The sequence below is a fragment of the Pseudoalteromonas sp. NZS37 genome (assembly GCF_015864265.1).
In the GTDB taxonomy this organism is placed as follows: Bacteria; Pseudomonadota; Gammaproteobacteria; order Enterobacterales; family Alteromonadaceae; genus Pseudoalteromonas; species Pseudoalteromonas arctica.
The window spans coordinates 19,979-38,191 of the sequence record NZ_JADYXL010000008.1 but is presented as its reverse complement, the minus strand read 5'-3'; the positions used below and the strand labels follow the sequence as shown (position 1 = coordinate 38,191).

General features: G+C 40.2%; 14 protein-coding genes. 5 read left to right on the top strand and 9 right to left on the bottom strand.

What is annotated here, in order from left to right; genetic code table 11:
• The first annotated feature begins 46 nt into the window (after positions 1–46).
• Positions 47–859, top strand: coding sequence for an adenosylmethionine decarboxylase (gene speD, locus I6F47_RS15175; protein ID WP_007376266.1), 813 nt, complete (start codon positions 47–49; stop codon positions 857–859).
• A 52-nt stretch (positions 860–911) separates the two neighbouring features.
• Here speD and I6F47_RS15170 read toward each other — a convergent pair whose 3' ends face one another.
• Together I6F47_RS15170 and I6F47_RS15165 are read right to left on the bottom strand one after the other, a co-directional pair.
• On the bottom strand, positions 912–2,255 hold the full coding sequence (locus tag I6F47_RS15170; protein WP_197184137.1) for a M24 family metallopeptidase: 1,344 nt from the start codon (positions 2,253–2,255) through the stop codon (positions 912–914).
• A 130-nt stretch (positions 2,256–2,385) separates the two neighbouring features.
• Positions 2,386–3,675 (bottom strand): aromatic amino acid transport family protein, encoded by a 1,290-nt coding sequence (locus I6F47_RS15165; RefSeq protein WP_007580094.1) that lies wholly within the window; start codon positions 3,673–3,675, stop codon positions 2,386–2,388.
• A 449-nt stretch (positions 3,676–4,124) separates the two neighbouring features.
• Here I6F47_RS15165 and I6F47_RS15160 point away from each other — a divergent pair, with 449 nt between their 5' ends.
• Positions 4,125–4,922 (top strand): alpha/beta fold hydrolase, encoded by a 798-nt coding sequence (locus I6F47_RS15160; RefSeq protein ID WP_197184136.1) that lies wholly within the window; start codon positions 4,125–4,127, stop codon positions 4,920–4,922.
• Positions 4,923–5,171: 249 nt separating this feature from the next.
• Entirely contained in the window at positions 5,172–8,012 is a 2,841-nt protein-coding gene (locus I6F47_RS15155) for a P-loop NTPase fold protein (protein WP_197184135.1), read from the top strand.
• A 262-nt stretch (positions 8,013–8,274) separates the two neighbouring features.
• Here I6F47_RS15155 and cysQ read toward each other — a convergent pair whose 3' ends face one another.
• From cysQ to cysG, 6 genes are read right to left on the bottom strand one after another with little or no spacing between them, the layout of a single operon-like run.
• Positions 8,275–9,045 carry a 3'(2'),5'-bisphosphate nucleotidase CysQ gene (gene cysQ, locus I6F47_RS15150; RefSeq protein ID WP_024589584.1) on the bottom strand — a complete coding sequence of 257 codons (771 nt, stop codon included), beginning with the start codon at positions 9,043–9,045 and terminating at the stop codon, positions 8,275–8,277.
• A 9-nt stretch (positions 9,046–9,054) separates the two neighbouring features.
• Positions 9,055–9,648 (bottom strand): adenylyl-sulfate kinase, encoded by a 594-nt coding sequence (cysC, locus tag I6F47_RS15145; protein ID WP_007378439.1) that lies wholly within the window; start codon positions 9,646–9,648, stop codon positions 9,055–9,057.
• Between the two features lie 32 nt (positions 9,649–9,680).
• Complete coding sequence (locus tag I6F47_RS15140; protein ID WP_197102948.1) at positions 9,681–11,405, bottom strand: SLC13 family permease; 1,725 nt, start codon at positions 11,403–11,405, stop codon at positions 9,681–9,683.
• A 31-nt stretch (positions 11,406–11,436) separates the two neighbouring features.
• Positions 11,437–12,861 (bottom strand): sulfate adenylyltransferase subunit CysN, encoded by a 1,425-nt coding sequence (gene cysN / locus I6F47_RS15135; protein WP_197184134.1) that lies wholly within the window; start codon positions 12,859–12,861, stop codon positions 11,437–11,439.
• The gene (cysD, locus tag I6F47_RS15130) at positions 12,861–13,760 is read right to left on the bottom strand and encodes a sulfate adenylyltransferase subunit CysD (protein ID WP_008133447.1); all 900 of its coding nucleotides are present in this window, start codon (positions 13,758–13,760) and stop codon (positions 12,861–12,863) included. Before cysD ends, cysN begins: the two co-directional genes overlap by 1 nt.
• Positions 13,761–13,809: 49 nt before the next feature.
• On the bottom strand, positions 13,810–15,237 hold the full coding sequence (gene cysG, locus I6F47_RS15125; RefSeq protein WP_197184133.1) for a siroheme synthase CysG: 1,428 nt from the start codon (positions 15,235–15,237) through the stop codon (positions 13,810–13,812).
• 450 nt (positions 15,238–15,687) lie between these two features.
• Between cysG and deoC the strand changes: the two genes are divergently transcribed.
• The gene (gene deoC, locus I6F47_RS15120) at positions 15,688–16,440 is read left to right on the top strand and encodes a deoxyribose-phosphate aldolase (protein ID WP_197184132.1); all 753 of its coding nucleotides are present in this window, start codon (positions 15,688–15,690) and stop codon (positions 16,438–16,440) included.
• On the top strand, positions 16,424–16,924 hold the full coding sequence (locus tag I6F47_RS15115; RefSeq protein ID WP_024589590.1) for a hypothetical protein: 501 nt from the start codon (positions 16,424–16,426) through the stop codon (positions 16,922–16,924). Before deoC ends, I6F47_RS15115 begins: the two co-directional genes overlap by 17 nt.
• Positions 16,925–16,978: 54 nt before the next feature.
• On the opposite strand, the gene I6F47_RS15110 is transcribed toward I6F47_RS15115, so the two are convergent.
• Positions 16,979–18,109 (bottom strand): CsgG/HfaB family protein, encoded by a 1,131-nt coding sequence (locus I6F47_RS15110; RefSeq protein WP_197184131.1) that lies wholly within the window; start codon positions 18,107–18,109, stop codon positions 16,979–16,981.
• Positions 18,110–18,213 lie beyond the last annotated feature (104 nt).

The following is an 18,213-nucleotide window of genomic DNA, read 5'->3' as shown; positions in this document are numbered from 1 at the left end:
TTCATTCTGCAGGTGCAGAACCCACTAATTTATAGGTTGGTTTATTATGAACAAACCCTTCGATAAACTTAAACTTCATGGCTTTAACAATTTAACCAAAAGTTTAAGCTTTAGTATTTATGATATTTGTTACGCAAAGACCGAGCAACAACGTAAAGAATATATTGAATATATCGATGAGCAGTACAGTGCAGATAGACTAACCGACATTTTAGGTGAAGTTGTTGATATTATTGGTGCTAACATTTTAAATGTAGCGCGCCAAGATTATGAACCGCAAGGCGCAAGTGTAACTATTTTGGTTTCAGAAGAACCAGTAGAAGAGCAGCAAAATTACGATGCTGACGAAGCACCAGGCCCATTACCTGATTCAGTTGTTGCGCACCTAGATAAAAGCCACATTTGTGTACACACATACCCAGAAGCTCACCCTGATGATGGTATTTGTACATTCCGTGCTGATATTGAAGTGTCTACTTGTGGCATTATTTCGCCACTTAAAGCGTTAAACTTCTTAATTCATAGCCTTGAATCAGACGTAGTAACAATTGACTACCGCGTTCGTGGTTTTACCCGCGACATAAACGGTGTTAAGCACTACATTGATCATGCTATTAGCTCGATTCAAAACTTCATGACAGAAGATACAAAAGAAGCGTACCAAATGATGGACGTGAATGTGTATCAAGAAAACCTGTTCCATACCAAAATGATGTTAAAAGAAACCGATCTAAACACGTATTTATTCGGCCTTTCTACGGCAGATTTATCAGAGGGCGAAGAAGACGAAATTCGCTCAAAGCTGACCCGTGAAATGCAAGAAATATTCTATGGCCGTAACCTGCCAGATACAGAATAATAGCAACGAATTAAATTAAAAATGGCGCTCAGTGAGCGCCATTTTTTATGCTTTATTTTACAAGCAATAGCTGTGTTTGTCGGCCATTTAAATACCAGATACCGCTTTTATCAAAAATAGCATCTTCCTCTAGCATTATTCTTATTTCTTTATTCCACTGTTTTATAAACACAGCATTGTTAAGCTCAATTGAGTAAGCCGTATTTAAATGCAGCGGATAGTCACCATCTCCCGGTACACCTTGCTGAGAATCCCACATACCTAATGTAGTGCCAGCAGCGTGGCCATGATAGCCAAGAGGATGAGTATAAATAGTGGGTTTTAATCCCTGATCAATAGCGGCTTTTCGTGCTGCAGCTAAAACCTCATTACCGGTTTTACCTACCGCAAATTGACTGGTAAATATGTCTTGTAGTTTATTACCGCTTTTTAGTGCTTCAACTAAGTAACTAGGCGCACTCGTTTCGTTTTCTTTGAGCACATACGCATGCTGCTGCGTGTCGGTATTTAAGCGTAAATAAGTAATCCCAAAATCTACATGAAGCAAGTCACCGGCTTGTATAACGTTATCATCGTAGCCATTGGTAAAGCTTTCTTCATGATCGAACGACTTCGCATCGGCGCGCTGAATAGCAATACTTGGGTGAAACCATGTTTGTAGTTTTAGCTCTTTTACGCGCTCTCTAAACCACCATACCAAGTCATCGCTAGTTGTTTTACCCACCGTAATAGTTTTACCCGAAAACCCCTCTGCAATAATATGATGGGCAATAGCGACAATATGTTTATACATTTTAACTTCTTCAGGAATGCGTTGCTCTAACCACGCAACAGCAAGCGGCTCTGCAGAAATTATTTTATTGTGATAAGCGGCGGGCAAGTTAGCCATTAAGGTTTTGTAATCGCCTAGCACAAGGCCATCGGCATGTGCCCAGTCGGTAGAAGTATTAAGCGCAATGTTGCGAGGTTTGTATTGCTCAATAAGTGTATTGAGTGCTTCCCACTGGCTTGGTTGTGTTTGTTTATCCCACCCTTTTTTAAATACGTTACCTATTTTATAAGGCGCAATAGCGTAAGCATCAACACCACCTTGTTTATTAAGTGCAAATAGCAAAATAGTGGTGCGTCTGGCTGAAAGCCATGTTGCTGGCAGCATTGTTTTTAATATTGGATCTTCGTTATATTCTCGACTTATAAGTAGCCACATATCAGTGTTGTGCTGCTTCATTAACGAGGGCATTAAGGTATTAACTCTAAGCTCAGTTATTTTATCTATAAACGTAGCGCGCTCTTTCATCGATAAAATAGCGGGAGCGTCATCAGCTTTAACAAAGAGGCTTAAAACAAGCGTAGTTAGCAAGCTTACGTAAAGTAGGAGTTGTTTAGTAAAGTGCATAATTGTTTTATTTTTAGGCTAGTTAATTTATAACATGCCTGAAGAGCGACTATAAAAAAACAATTTGAGATAAACAGCACACAAAAAAGCCCAGCTAAAAAGTAGCCGGGCTTTTGTATAAACAGCTTTATTACTTAAGCATGCTGTATAAAAGTGCAAATACAGCAAGCGAGCCAACCGCTAATATAAATAGCGTGCTAAAGCGATTTCGGTATTTATTAAGTGCAGGTACTTTATAAACAGCAATCATTGGCATAATGAATAAAATCATCGCAATGATAGGGCCCGATAACTGATCCATCATGTCTAAAATACTTGGGTTTTTAACAGCACAAAACCAAATAGCTAAAAACATGATTAACACACCAATTTTATCGGTAACGCCAGCGCTTAAGCCTGTTTGTTTAGTTACTAATCCTGTAAAGCTTTCGCGTGCACCTAAAAAATGACCCAAAAACGACGATGTAATAGCAATAAAGGCAACAAGTGGCCCAAGTGTGGCAATAAACGAGTTATCAGTAATATTAGCAAGGTAGGATAAAACCGATACGTTAGCCGCTTTAGCCGCTGCCATTTGCTCGCCTGTAAGCGACAGCACGCAAGAGAACACAAATAACAGTACAAAGGTAATAAGTAGCAAGCTAGTGCGCTTTAAAATCGCCTCAGACTTACGTGTAGCTTGTTCGCCGTAATGACCGCGTTGCACATTTACAAAGCTTGAGATAGCCGCTGCGTGGCTAAACGAAAACACAATAATAGGAATCGATAACCACAACGTTTTACCAAAGCTGCCTATTTCAGGCACCGTCATATCTGGCATTTGCCAGCTAGGGATTAAATAAAGTGATAAAAAGAACAATATGCCCACAAGCGGATACACTAAAATAGCAAAGGCACGTAGCATTAAGCGCTCGCCGCCCATCATTAAGCTAATCATGCCTGCAACTAATACGCCCGAAAGTAGCACGCGAGAAGGTGATTCCATCCCCATTTGATTAACCATAAAGCTATCAACGGTATTGGTTAAGCCCACACCGTAAATAAGCAAAATTGGGAATATAGATAAAAAGTACAACAAGGAAATTAACCGGCCCGCAGTCACACCAAAGTGCTCTTCAACTACATCGGTAAAATCGGCATCTTTATTTTTTGATGAAAGTACAAAGCGCGCTAATCCACGGTGCGCAAAAAAGGTCATTGGGAACGCTAAACACGCCATAATAATTAACGGCCAAAAACCGCCAATACCAATGTTAATAGGTAAAAATAAAATACCCGCACCAACGGCGGTACCAAATAAACTTAATGTCCACTGCGTATCGTGCAGGTTCCATTTAGTTTTTGTATTTGAATTTTTGCTTGAATTTGTGTGTGTGTTTGGTGATGCATTTGAAAGCGTTGCATCTTGAGATGTTGTCATGTGTGTGTGCTCATCCATTATTTAAATAATAACTGCGCCGAAGGGTATAGTTTTTAGAGACATTTTTCATGTTTTGAAGAGATTTTTAGACTAATTAATTAGGCTCAATTGGAGGGTAAGTGTCATGAATACGAAACAGTGGTGTAAAAGTGAGCAAAAGCCATAAATGGCAAGCCACATTATAGAGTTACTGTACGGGGTAGGTTGGTTAGAGCGAAACCCAACACGCTATAGCGTCATGCTAGCAGGAAAGCCGAGGAAGGCGGTTTTCATAACGTAAAAATAGGGGAAGGTCATTTTTATTGGTTTTCATTTAAAAATCAAAATCTGCTCCCAAAAGCTGTTAAGTAGAAGCCATTGATCTCAACTTCATAAGAGATTTTTATTAAACTCCGTTATACTTCCTACAATTGAATATGCCAAACGAAGTAAATAGGCCGCTAACTGCAATGAGCAAAGAAATTCTTTTCCATACTACTTTTGCGCACGAAACCAGTAAAACATGGGTTGTATTTGTCCATGGAGCAGGTGGTAGTTCGGCAATTTGGTTTCGTCAGCTTAAAGCCTATAAAAAAGAATATAATGTATTGCTGCTAGATCTTCGTGGTCACGGTAAATCGAATAACTTAGTACAAAACTTTGTTGATAATAATTATTCATTTAATAATGTCTCTAAAGACATTATCGATGTGTTAGATCATAACAATATCACCAGCGCACACTTTGTTGGCATTTCATTGGGCACAATTATTATTCGAAATATTGCTGAAATTGCGCCGCAATATGTTTCTAGCATGGTGCTAGGTGGAGCGGTTACTCGTTTTAATACGCGCAGTAATACATTGGTTTATTTAGGTAATACTTTTAAACACTTCCTTCCTTATATGTGGCTGTATCGCTTATTTGCTTTTATTATGATGCCGAAAAAGCGTCATAAAGAATCTCGACTTTTGTTTGTTCGTGAAGCAAAACGCTTGTGCCAAAAAGAGTTTATAAAATGGTTTAAATTAGCCATGGACGTAAATCCTTTAATGCAATATTTCAAAGGAAAAGACATTGATATTCCCATTCTGTACATTATGGGTAAGGAAGATCATATGTTCCTTGGCCCTGTTAAAGAAATGGTTAAGCGTCATAAAAACAGCGTACTGCAAACTATTCACCATTGCGGCCATGTCTGTAATGTGGAGCGCCCAGACTTATTTAATCAACACTCGCTTGCTTTTATCGCCCAGCAAAATCGTTAAGGGTTGTAGAAGGAATAGGGTCGGTACATTCTTTTTTGACTTTCGCCCTAAACTCAAAACAAGACCTAAAGTAATAAAACTTCATTTTTATATCAAAACGTAAGTTGGGTAGAGCGAAGTGAAACCCAATAAGCCATAGCGTCATTCGAGTGGTAAAGGCAAGAGGCGACTTTATTTCTTAAACTTGCTTATCCAATAATATTCAATTGATATACACTGGCAAGGTAACGTATTGATAAGGATATTAAGTTGTCACAAGTTAAAACTCTCCCCATTACAGCCACGCGCTGGCTCTCTCTTTTATTGTGCGCAATTACTGCTGCAACAATTACTGTATTTTTAAGCAAAGTTGGTCTTGTACAAAAGGCATATTCAAGTTGGAGCGCTATTTTAAATGCGAATCCGGTTTTGCATTACAGCAGCGCATTTTTAGCGGGTATTGGCATAAAACTCCTGCTTGATAAGTTTTATATATCGCATACTAAACGCAGTATTGAGTTTAACTGGCGATATCCGCCTGTGACAATTGCTGTATTAGCATCATACTTTCTGACTGCTTTTTATATGCTAAGCACAGCACCAAAATTTGATGAAGCTGCGTTATACGCACAAAGCTTTATGAGCTTAAAATACCTAGCACTTACGTTTATTGGCATGCTCATAACCGTCATTTATCAGGCAAAGCTTTATACCCAAAAGCCAATTTTTACTGCTGTATTAGTTGCTCTATCGACTATGTATGTAGGTTTTGCTGTTGGTCTTGCTTATATAGCAGCAGCTTTTTATGTATTTATCAACCTAGCAGCTAGTTATTTAATTTTAGCGATTTACTTATTGTGCGATGAACACAGGCAAAGCAAACAACAAAACTTTACTTCTGAAATTGAGCCGATTGAAACTAAAGAAAGCCCAGAACTAAAAACGTTAGACGATTTCAGAGAATGGTTCAAAGATGATTCAACTATCAAAAGTATAGAAATGTTAGAGCCCGACCTACAGGTGTATGCAAAGCGTATCACCGAGCGGCTAAAAAATGGTGGTGATAAGTATGAAAAAGATTTAGCACAACACATAGCGCTATGTGGGCCTTATGGTTGCGGTAAAAGTAGTATCGTCGAAAGTATTATGAATGGTTTGGCAAAAAAACCTGAAAAAGAGAGTGTTTGGATACACAGCGATATATCTACTTGGGGCGCAGCAACTGGTAGCGTTGCGCATGTTGTATTGAGCCATATTATCGACGATATAAGTCAGCACATTGATATGTGCGCTTTTCGTGCCTTACCGAAGCATTACACCGAAGCGTTAAAGTCAGGCGGTAGCTTTTTCCAGTTTGCATCCACCTTACTCGCAGGCCCTGTTGATACAGATACACGCTTTCAAAAACTTAACGATGTACTAAAAAAAACAAACCATAAATTATTGATTACTCTGCAAGATGTTGATCGTGGTACTGATGAAGAAAGTGAAAAACGTTTAAATGCTATAGCCGCGCTACTAGATAGATTGAAAAATAGAAACTTAAGTCATATCAATTTTATCGTTGCGATGGGTAATACTAAAATTGAGCATATTGAGGTGTTGAGTAAGATAGCTGACTATGTTGAGACGATTGTAGAGCAAGATTTTAGAGATAAGTTATGTAAGTGGGCTGAATTAAGTACTAAAGAGATATTTAATAAAGAAATGGTTTTAACAAATGAACCATTTATTACTAATTTTAATAGATACAAAAAATTAACCTCTGATATTTTTAGTGAAAAGCGTTACCTCCCTGGAATTATTGCTAGCAATTTAATTATTTCAATGCGCATGCTCAAGCGTGTTATGCGCCGAGTTGATAAGTGTTGGGTAAATGAAAAACTTCTAGGAGAAGTGGCATTTGATTCTTTAATGTTACTAATGACTTTAAGAGAACTAAAACCAGTATTATTCAATCAGTTTATCAGTAACTATCCGAGGCTACTAAATGGTACAGGTTCCAATATAAATCCAGTTGAAGGCGGTAGAAGTATTAAAGAAATGTTACACGACCTAGTTACTAATAACTCCTCCCCCATTGAAAATAAAGCATTAACTTCACTTCTTGAGTGTTTAGTTGATTTACCTGACCACTTGATGGAAGCTAAAGGTAATTTCGCTAAAAAAGATGGGAGAGGTTATCTTCAAGGAGTCGGTAATTCGCAAGATACAGTGAATTATTTAAATAGAATTTTATTAGAAACCGTTCCTAAAAATGAACTAAGAGATCAGGAAGTGTTGAAATGTTTTAAAACGATATCCCCTGAAAACGTAGCAGAGTTAGCTAATTATATATGCTCAGATCATCGGTGGTTAGTTAGTTTTGAGCGTTTTAATGGTGTTTTTGGAGTTGGTGATGACATTGAAAGTAAGAATAAGAGAAAGTTGTTAGCCTTTGCTGTTTTAGACAATAAGCAGGCTGAAAAGGCAGGTCTATTTTTACACCTCAGTATTTTAGAAGATCCATTATTACGAACTGTCATTTGTGAAGGCCATTTTAAAGAAGTACTAAGTAAACTAGTCGGGATTGAATCAGCTCAACCTTTGTTATTCAGGATCCTTACTTGGCATTACGATTATCTTTTTATAGACCAAGAGTTACCTAGTTTATTTGTTAAAAAGGATTCTAATGGTCATTATTTTGATGTTGAAGAGATAGAAGAACGCCGGAAGATCGCTGAGAAAGCCAAAAGTTTTACACAGGGCATAGATTTTAGAAAGTTTTTACTTGAAAACTTAGACGAACTAAGTATGAATTCAATTGAGTTAACAATACATTATTTGGTATTTACACAATTCGATGACTCAAAATTCAATTTTGATGAAAAGAGAATGGAAAATATTTTAAGTATTTGTCTAGCTAGTGTTTCAGCAAATGCGACATTACTCCTTATAAATAATGCTAAGTTTGCTGAACCTGAAGCTATTTATTTTCGACAGCACCTACTAAAAGTTACGACAGATGAAAAGGTATACTTAAAAAACAAAATTCAATGTTTTCAACATCAAGATATTACAGAAGATCAGAAATTTAAAGTCATCGATAATTTAGGTTTATCAGAAGAGTAAGTTAGAGTTGAGCTTAGGCGAGATTCCGACTTATGTTTTTAGCTTAGGTTTCAAACCTCTGTGTAGCGAAGCGACTCTGTGCTCTCGGTGGTGAAATTGTTTTTTAATAGAATCCAGAGCATAATTAGTTACAGGAGCACTATTCGTGGTTTAAGCTATCTTATTACGAGTGAAAATCCAGACTTATTGGCGTCTGCTTAAAGCTCATGATTTAAAGATGTTGGGTTTCGTTTCACTCAACCCAACCTACGCTAAACCGTGCTTACTCTTCTATCGCACTTACAATAAAATACGGATTTAAGTATTCATCTTTGGTGTTATAAATAAGCGGGCTGCCATCAAGCTTAGTGACTTTAGCACCGGCTATTTCGGCGATTGCATGGCCTGCGCCTGTATCCCATTCACATGTTGGACCTAAGCGCGGGTAAATATCGGCGCTGCCCTCGGCCACTAAACACAGCTTTAGTGAGCTGCCTTTAGACACCATTTCAACCTCATCAAAGCGTTTTACAAACTCAGCTAAATCGGGTGATGGGTGCGAGCGGCTGCCTACAACACGAATTAACCCTTTGTTAGGTTTGGTGGTTACTTTAAGTTCTATTCGTTCATCGCCTTTATCTTTAAATGCGCCAATGGCTTCGGCGGCTAAGTACGATACGCCAAGGGCAGGTGCATCTACTACGGCTAAAATAGGAATGCCGTTTTTAATTAGGGCGATGTTTACGGTAAATTCACCGTTCTTTTTAATAAATTCTTTAGTGCCGTCGATTGGGTCAACTAACCAGTAGCTTTTCCATGTTTGGCGTACATCCCAGCTTATGTCGGCGTTTTCTTCACTGAGTATTGGAATGTCGGGTGTGAGCTGTTGAAGCCCTGCTACAATCAGTTTGTGAGCTGCTAAATCGGCGTCGGTTACGGGGCTTTCGTCGGCTTTATACTCAACGTTAAAGTCCTTTTCGTAAATTCCCATTATCGCTTGGCCTGCTTTGCGGGCAAGGATGAGGGTTTCTTCTAGCAGTTCGGTTTGATTCATGGGGTTAACCTATATTATGTGCTTTTGTTTTAGATACGTTATCAGTTGTGTAACCGATTGGTCTAGGGTGTTTTTACTTGTATCTAAAATTATTTCTGGATTGTTTGGCACTTCGTAGCTTGAATCGATACCCGTGAAGTGTTTTATCTCTCCAGCGCGGGCTTTTTTGTATAAGCCTTTTGGATCGCGGCTTTCGCATACATCCAGTGGGGTATCGATAAATACTTCGATAAATTCGCCTTCGTCTACTAAGCTGCGCACCATGTCGCGTTCTGCTCTAAAAGGCGATATAAACGCAGTGAGTACTAACAAGCCAGCGTCGGTCATTAGCTTTGCGGTTTCGCCCACGCGGCGTATGTTTTCAATGCGGTCTTCGTCGCTAAAGCCTAGGTCTTTACATAAACCGTGGCGTACGTTGTCGCCATCTAGCAGGTAAGTGTGCGTACCTTGTTGGTTAAGCGCTGCTTCTAATGCGTTTGCTACAGTACTTTTGCCAGAGCCTGAAAAGCCGGTAAACCATAAAATAGCGGGCTTATGTTTTTTTTGCTCACTACGCTGTGCTTTTGTAGTTGCGTAGTTATGCCAAACTATATTTTCGTCCATAGTGAGAGTCTCTCATGCTGTGAGCGCTAGTATTAAAATGGAAATACCAACGGGATCAAGGTTAATACCGTGATTGAATAAATAATAGAAAGGGGTAAGCCCATCACTATGTAATCTTTTAAGCGATAGTTACCCGCGCTATAAACCATTAGATTAGTTTGATACCCAAATGGCGATATAAAGCTGGCTGATGCGCCAAAGGCAACCGCCATAATAAACGGTAGCGGATCTACATTAAAACCAACCGCGAGCGAGTAAGCAACAGGGAACGACAAGGCAGCTGCTGCGTTATTAGTTATGAGCTCGGTAAATAATACGGTCATTAAAAATATGGCAATAAATGCGCCGTACGGGCCAAAATCCCCAAGTACCATAAACAGGGCGCTGGATATTTGCCCGGCAAGTCCGGTGCCTATCATTAACTTGGCAAGGCCAATGGCACTACCTACGACTACGAGTAACTCGATAGGAAAACGGCGTTTTACTTCGTTAAGTTTTATGGTACCACTGAGCATTAAGCCAATCAGTAATACTAATAAGCCTTTAACCAGCGGCACTATGCCAATAATGCTTAAACCCAGTACTGCGGCAAAGCTTAGTAGCACAATGTTTGATTGTTTAGGTGCAAGGTGGGCTTGTAAGTCAAACCCTGAAATATACACAAATTCGCGCTTTAAATTAGGCAAGGTGTAAAAGTTTTTGCCTGGCGCGAGTATTAGTGAGTCGCCAGCTTGTAGTTGTACTTGCCCAAGGCCGCCTTGTAAGCGGTCGTGCCCACGGCGAATGGCAATAACAGCAGCATGAAATTGCTCTCTAAAGCGGGCTTCTTTTACGGTTTTACCAATAAATTTTGATGACTGACTTACGACTACTTCTACTAAGTGTTCTATGTCTTTTTGATGATTCTCGTGCACTACTTTTAGGCCGTCGAAACGGGTAAGTAATGGCACCGATTTTATGTCACCTACAAACAGCAGCACGTCATCTTTTTGAATAATTTGCTGCGGGGTGACTGCGCAAATGCGGCTGCCATCGCGAATGATTTCAGCAAGGAATAAGTCTTTTAAATCACGCAGGCCGTTTTCTTCAACGGTTTGACCTATTAATTTTGAGTTTGCTTGTACTTTGCCTTCTAGGTAAAAAGGCACGACTTCTTGGTCGCTTTTACCGTTGTCGGGTAAGTATTTTAGCATTACTAAAATGGTAATTAGGCCTACGCTTAGCGCGCCTAAACCCACTAAGGTAAAGTCAAAAAAGCCCAGCGGTTCCATGCCCGCATCAACTGCAAAGCCATTGACGATTAAGTTGGTTGATGTACCAATAAGCGTAATAGTGCCGCCCAAAATAGCAGTGTACGACAGCGGTAATAATAGCTTTGAAGGGGAGTGATTAGGGTTGTCTTTTATCGCGGTAATAAGCGATGCAACAACGGCGGTATTGTTAGTAAACGACGATAAAAAGGCGGTTGATAACCCCAATTTTGTTACCGATTTTACTAAACTACCTTTAGATAGCGATTGCGCTAATTTTTGAATTAGGGTGGTTTTTTCTATTGCGGTCGACACTAACACCAATAGTACTAAGGTGATAAGCGACGGGTTAGCATAATTAATTAGCATGCTTTCAAGATCGATTAGCCCTGCTAAGTAGCTGGTGCCAATGGCGCTTACAAATAACCATGCTGGATTAATACGGGTGCCAAAAAGGCACCCGACTAAGGTAAGCATAATGCCTGTTAAAACGAGCTGTTCTACCATGCTTTTAAATTCCTAACAGGCTAAAGTTAACTTATAACTTAGAAATATCAAGCGCTTGCCAATGCGGAAAGTGCTTGCGTACTAAGCTGTTAAATTCAACTTCAAATTCGCTAAAGTTACTTTGCTGTGCTTGGCTTTGCAGTACTTGTTCAATCATGCCCGCAGCAACCGTTAGGTTTGATAAGCGATCGATTAGTATAAACGAGCCTGTTTCGTGATTGCTGTGGTACTCGTCTGCCAAAATAGTTTCGGTTAGTTCAAGCGTCACAATTGCAATTTCGTTTAACTGCAGTGAGTCGCTAGTGCCGTGTTCAAGCGTATTCACATCAATTGTGTAATCAATTTTTGTAACAATAGCTGAGGTGTTTTTGCTGCCTAGTTTTAGGTTATAGCTTTTACCTAATACTAATGGCGACTCATGCATCCACACAATTTTAGCTTGCAGCTGGTTAGTCACAACGGCCGTTGAATCTGCAGGTACTATTACATCCCCTCGGCTAATATCAATTTCGTTATTTAGGGTAACGGTAATTGCTTGGCCCGCTTCGGCGCTGTCTAGGTTGCCATCAAAGGTAACAATTTCTTTAATGCTTGATGTTTTACCCGACGGTAATACTTTTATTGCATCGCCTACGTGTATCTTGCCTGATGTAAGTGTGCCCTGAAAACCACGGAAGTTTAAGTTAGGACGCACTACATATTGCACTGGTAGGCGGGCTTCAAAGCCTGTATCTGTTTCGGCTGCTGGCGAATCTTCTAGTAATTCAAGTAGCGGCTTGTCGGTGTAATACGGTGTATGTGCAGAGCGTGTTACTACGTTGTCGCCTTTAAGCGCCGACATAGGCACAAACTTAATGTTTGATACGTTAAGTTGCTCAGCAAATTTAAGGTAATCAGCCTTAATTTTTTCATACACGGTTTCGTCAAAATCAACGATATCCATTTTATTAACGGCAACAACAAACTGCTTAATGCCCAGCGAGTCACAAATAAAGCTATGGCGCTTAGTTTGTACTTGTACGCCGTAACGCGCATCAACCAAAATAATGGCGACATCGCTTGTTGATGCACCCGTTACCATGTTGCGCGTGTATTGCTCGTGCCCAGGTGTGTCGGCAATAATAAATTTACGCTTAGCCGTTGAAAAGTAACGGTACGCTACGTCAATGGTAATGCCTTGCTCGCGCTCAGCTTGTAGGCCATCAACTAATAATGCAAGGTCAAGATCTTCACCTGCATTACCTACTTTTTCGTTATCTTTATGAAGGGCTGCTAGCTGATCTTCATAAATTTGGTGGCTGTCGTGCAGTAGGCGGCCAATCAATGTTGATTTACCGTCATCTACGCTGCCACACGTAAGCATGCGTAATAAGCTTTTGTCTTGTTGGCGTGCTAGGTAGGCGTCTATGCCTATTTCTTTTACTTCGTTAAATGTATCGTTATTTTGGCTAGACATTAAAAATACCCCTCACGTTTTTTCTTCTCCATTGAGCCGGCTGAATCATGGTCGATAACACGACCTTCACGTTCAGATGACGTAGATAGCAGCATTTCTTCAATAATTTCGGTTAAAGTACTAGCTGTAGACTCAACTGCACCGGTAAGTGGGTAGCAGCCTAATGTACGAAAACGTACAGATTTCATTTGCGGTACTTCACCTTCGTTAAGTGGCATACGCTCATCGTCAACCATAATTAAAGTACCGTCGCGATCAACAACAGGGCGCTCTTTTGCTAGGTAAAGCGGTACCATGTCGATGTTTTCTTGGTAAATGTATTGCCAAATATCAAGCTCAGTCCAGTTAGACAAAGGGAAAACACGAATGCTTTCGCCCGGATTAACTTGGCTGTTATAAGTATTCCAAAGCTCAGGACGTTGGTTTTTAGGGTCCCAACGGTGGTGTTTGTCGCGGAACGAGTAAACACGTTCTTTTGCGCGTGACTTTTCTTCGTCGCGGCGTGCGCCACCAAATGCAGCATCAAAACCATATTTGTTAAGTGCCTGCTTTAAGCCTTGGGTTTTCATTATATCGGTATGTTTACCCGAGCCATGCGTAAACGGGCCTACACCCATTTCAATGCCTTCTGGATTTTTGTGTACCAGTAGGTCAAAACCGTATTCTTTAGCTATACGGTCGCGAAACTCAATCATTTCACGAAACTTCCAATTGGTGTCTACGTGCAATAACGGAAACGGAATTTTTGCAGGGTAAAATGCTTTACGCGCTAAGTGCAAAAGTACCGACGAATCTTTACCAATAGAGTAAAGCATTACTGGGTTCTCAAACTCAGCGGCGACTTCGCGCATGATTTTGATACTTTCAGCTTCAAGTTGCTGAAGGTGAGTTAAAGCCATTGTTAGTCGTCCTACTAAAATGATTAAAAGTTACAAATTTAAAATTCGGTTATGTATTTGATACATCTGTTAGCGGCTGTGCAAAGCTACTTGTTTGTTCGTTTTTCCCAAACCATGCTAGTTGCGAGTGCAGGGCGGCTACTTCGCCAATAATGAGTAGCGCAGGCGATATAATGCTGTTGCGTTCAATTAAGTCGGCAAGTTCGCCTAATTGGCCTGTGACTACACGCTGATTTTTACGTGTACCATTTTCGATAATGGCAACAGGCGTGTCGGCTTTGCGGCCATGCTTTAAAAGCTCGCTTTGTATGTGCGGCGATTTAATTACGCCCATGTAAATAGCAAGCGTTTGATTTGCTTTTGCCAGTGATTGCCAATCAAGTTCTTGACCGTCTTTTTTACAGTGGCCCGTTACAAATTGAATGGCTTGTGCATGGTCACGATGCGTAAGCGGAATACCCGCATACGCACTACAACCTGCAGCAGCTGTAATACCCGGTACAATTTGATAATTTACGTTGTTAGCAGCCAGTACTTGTACTTCTTCGCCACCACGACCATAAATAAACGGGTCGCCACCTTTAATGCGGCACACTTTTTTGCCTTGTTTAGCAAGGTCGACCAGCATTTGGTTGGTGTCGTCTTGAACAACACTATGATCGCCTAAACGTTTGCCTACACAAATAAGGTCAGCATCGCGGCGCACTAATTCCATAATTTCGTCAGACACTAAAAAGTCGTATACAACCACATCGGCTTGTTGCATAAGTTGCAGTGCTTTAAGTGTTAAAAGCTCTGGGTCGCCTGGGCCTGCACCTACTACATATACTTCGCCTTCAGGTTCTGCTTTAGCATCTAGCATTTGCTCTAGTTGCTGCTGTGCGGCTTGAGTGTCACCAGTTTGTACTTTACTCACGACAGATGAGTCGAACACGCCTTCCCAAAATTGGCGGCGGTCTGAAAAATGTTTAAAGCGTTTTTTTACTTTGTCTCTAAAGCCACCGACAAGTGTTGCAAGTGGGCCAATATGATGCGGAATAAGGGTTTCGAGCTTTTCGCGTAAGCGACGTGCAAGTACCGGCGCTGTGCCTGCACTTGATATAGCAATCGTAATTGGGTCGCGGTCAACAATGGATGGGAATATAAACGTACATTTAGGTTGGTCATCAACCACGTTTACAAATACATTGCGGGCATTGGCAAGTTCAAATACGTCGTTGTTTACTTCATCGCGGTCGGTTGCTGCAATAACAAGCATTTTGCCATCGAGATGCGACTCATCAAAATAAGCATCAATAAGCGTTACTTCATTATTATGCGCATGCTCTTTTAGTTCGTTGCAAAACCAAGGCGCTACTAAAGTAACGCTCGCTCTCGCTTTTAAAAACGCGCGACATTTGCGTAATGCGACCTCTCCACCGCCAACAACCAATACTGGTTTGTTGTCGAGTTTGGTAAAGATAGGTAAATACTGCACGTTAATAAGACCCCTAAACAAATTCAAATATAAGAAAACGCTTTATTCTGATAAGCAGAATATAGCGGCTATCAATAAGTAAAAAATAATTAAAACCAAGTTGATATAACCAAAAGTTATAATAGGTGGGCTTTTTAGGCCTAAGAGTTAGTTAACAAGGGATTGCGCCGAGTTACAAGTAAAATAAACAGCTTATAGTGTTTGGTTATGAGCTATAGCGAGTTTGGTTTAATTTGTTAATATGGAAGCATATTCTATTTTGTACTTATACCAATTGCATTAAATTAGTGATCTATAATAGCGACGAGAAAATAGCTCAATAACAAGGCTAAAATTATGATACATAGTTGTTCTATATAAATAATTTTTAACGTAGTTAGTGAGTTATTTAATACGCTAAAATGATCATGTTTTTAATAAAATTGGTATTACATAAGCAACGGAGCTCTAATGACACAACACCAAAAAGATACCGCATTAGCAGTCGCACTGATGGATTTAACAAGCTTAAACACCAGCGATACCACCAAAAGCATTCAAGCACTTGTTGATAGCATAAACCCGACGCTGGGCATGCCTGCCGCAGTATGTGTTTATAGCGACTTTGTTGATGATGCAAAAATAGCACTCTCAGCGCGTGAGCTTAACCACATAAAAGTTGCAACAGTCACTAACTTTCCAACAGGTGATGCGCCACTGAGTGATGTAATTAACGAAACACTTATTGCAATAGAGCGCGGCGCTGACGAAATTGATTTGGTTATTCCTTACAAAAAACTCATAGCGGGCGATGCTCAAACAGTACTTAGTTATGTAAGCGAAAGTAAAAAAGCATGTGGGTCGCGCGCGCAACTAAAAGTAATAATAGAAAGCGGTGAGCTTAAAACTGAAGCACTTATAACGCAGGCTACTCAATTGGCAATTGAAGGTGGTGCCGATTTTGTAAAAACCAGTACGGGTAAAGTGGCCATTAATGCAACCCTTGAATCAACAAAAATTATGCTAACAGCCATTAAAAACTCGGATAAACGTGTGGGCTTTAAAGCTGCCGGCGGTGTTAAAACTGTTGCCGATGCCAGTGATTATTTAGCGCTAGCACGCGCAATAATGGGTGATGATTATTTGCAAGCAAATACATTTAGATTTGGTGCTTCAAGCTTACTGAATGATGTTTACAAGGTGTTGAATGAAACGCAGCAGTGATGAGGAAAAACGTCAGTTAGAGCATGATGCTGCTAAATTGTTTTTACGTTGCTATGAGCAGCAGTTGGGTGTTCATATGCGCAACATTTGGCATAATGAGCCTAATAAACCTGACGTTAGTTGTTATCAAGAGAGTGAACAGCTTGATATAGAAATTGCTCATTTATATGCCAGCGAAACAGAAGCGATGGCTGTTTTAGGACGATCGTTGTCAATGCAAATGCAACGAGATTTGGCAGATATGGCACAAAAGCCAAGTGAACAGAGGTTGCGGGCTGCATTAGAGCGGTTGCTGAAACAAAAAGCGAAAAAACGTTATTATTCAGAGCGTACTTGGCTTGTTATTCGTAACGCCAGTACTATTTGGCACAAAGCTGACTTTGAAGCTGTGATCAATGACCTTAACTTTCCAAGAACCTATCAATTTGAGCAAATTTGGTTAGTGTGTGATTTTTATCGTGGTGAGTTATTACGTATAGATTGAAAAACGGCTCTAAGTAACAGCCGTTTTTCATTTTAAACTTAAAGATAATATTTATTAATTAAACTTAAACATGTTGCCTATACTTTCGAGGCTTGATTTGTTCGTTTTAGCAATACAACCACTATCATCAAGTGACTTTTTAGTTGTTTCATCAGCTAAACCCGTTACCTTTAGTTTTTTGTCTTGTTGGTACTCACGAAGTGCGATAACTGTTTTACGATCGTACTCAACATCCTGTGTTTCAAATTCTTCGTAATCAGGCTGGTTTCTTAGGTAACCCAAACATACTAAGCTTAGGCGCGACATTGCTAAATCCATCTTTTCATAATGTGGCATTCTATGGGTTGGTACATCAACTGTTACAGCGCTCTTGCTGACTGTTTTTGCTTGTACAGCTGCCGGTGGCGGCGCAGTGTAACCCGATGCTAAAGTGTTGTTACTGTTATAGCGATAGTAAGTATCTGGAATTTTAGTTTCTAAAAACTCAACTGCTTTAATAATAACTTCACGAAGGGCTTTTTCTTTAGGGGTATCAGACCATCCACTAATATTACCGCCAACAAGTGCGCCACCAAAGTTGGTTGCGGCTCCAGTAAAGTCAAAATCTTTACTGCCACCTTCAACACTTGTTGCAGCTAAAATGCGTGATGTGCGTGTATCTATTAGACGAAGATCAATCGCCATATGCGAGCCTGAGAAACCAGCGGATACAGAGCTAAATACATCACCCATAAAGCCGCCACTGCCAACACTTGCACCAGAGCTATCGTCATCAAATTCAGTTACCGCTGCAATAACGACTATTTCAGCGCCTTCAATCTCACCATAAGCGGCACCCGATGATGCACTAACGCGACCTGAGGCTGCTAGGTCTTGTTCTGATAAAACAGCATCAAGCGCTTGGCGCTCTAAAACAATAAAGCGATTTGTTGATACGAGTGCCGTAGTTAATTGATCAGCCATACCGTCCCCTATTTCTTTACGCCACCATTTTGAGTTGTTTGATTTGTCGGTAAAGCGTGCAACAGCAATACGAGCTTTGGGCCCATTGTATTGTTCTTGGGCGACAGTGTTTATGTCTGGTGAATTTTGACCTGACGTAACATTTGTGGAGGTGCTTTGACAAGCGCTCAGAGTGGTAGTTAATAGTGCCGTTAATAATAGTTTTTGTGGTGCTTTTAACATATGACTGTCCTTAATTAATATGCTTAAAGGAAATGCAGTGCATTACCTTTAATATTTAAATTCATGTTAATTTAGTTAAATCAGTAGGTTAATAATAGTACTGG

What these genes read in the sequence shown, in the direction of transcription:
- speD (WP_007376266.1), top strand. Translation starts at nt 47, where the DNA reads ATGAACAAACCCTTCGATAAACTTAAACTTCATGGCTTTAACAATTTA.
- I6F47_RS15170 (WP_197184137.1), bottom strand. Translation starts at nt 2,255, where the DNA reads ATGCACTTTACTAAACAACTCCTACTTTACGTAAGCTTGCTAACTACG.
- I6F47_RS15165 (WP_007580094.1), bottom strand. Translation starts at nt 3,675, where the DNA reads ATGACAACATCTCAAGATGCAACGCTTTCAAATGCATCACCAAACACA.
- I6F47_RS15160 (WP_197184136.1), top strand. Translation starts at nt 4,125, where the DNA reads ATGAGCAAAGAAATTCTTTTCCATACTACTTTTGCGCACGAAACCAGT.
- cysQ (WP_024589584.1), bottom strand. Translation starts at nt 9,045, where the DNA reads ATGAATCAAACCGAACTGCTAGAAGAAACCCTCATCCTTGCCCGCAAA.
- cysC (WP_007378439.1), bottom strand. Translation starts at nt 9,648, where the DNA reads ATGGACGAAAATATAGTTTGGCATAACTACGCAACTACAAAAGCACAG.
- I6F47_RS15140 (WP_197102948.1), bottom strand. Translation starts at nt 11,405, where the DNA reads ATGGTAGAACAGCTCGTTTTAACAGGCATTATGCTTACCTTAGTCGGG.
- cysN (WP_197184134.1), bottom strand. Translation starts at nt 12,861, where the DNA reads ATGTCTAGCCAAAATAACGATACATTTAACGAAGTAAAAGAAATAGGC.
- cysD (WP_008133447.1), bottom strand. Translation starts at nt 13,760, where the DNA reads ATGGCTTTAACTCACCTTCAGCAACTTGAAGCTGAAAGTATCAAAATC.
- deoC (WP_197184132.1), top strand. Translation starts at nt 15,688, where the DNA reads ATGACACAACACCAAAAAGATACCGCATTAGCAGTCGCACTGATGGAT.
- I6F47_RS15115 (WP_024589590.1), top strand. Translation starts at nt 16,424, where the DNA reads ATGAAACGCAGCAGTGATGAGGAAAAACGTCAGTTAGAGCATGATGCT.
- I6F47_RS15110 (WP_197184131.1), bottom strand. Translation starts at nt 18,109, where the DNA reads ATGTTAAAAGCACCACAAAAACTATTATTAACGGCACTATTAACTACC.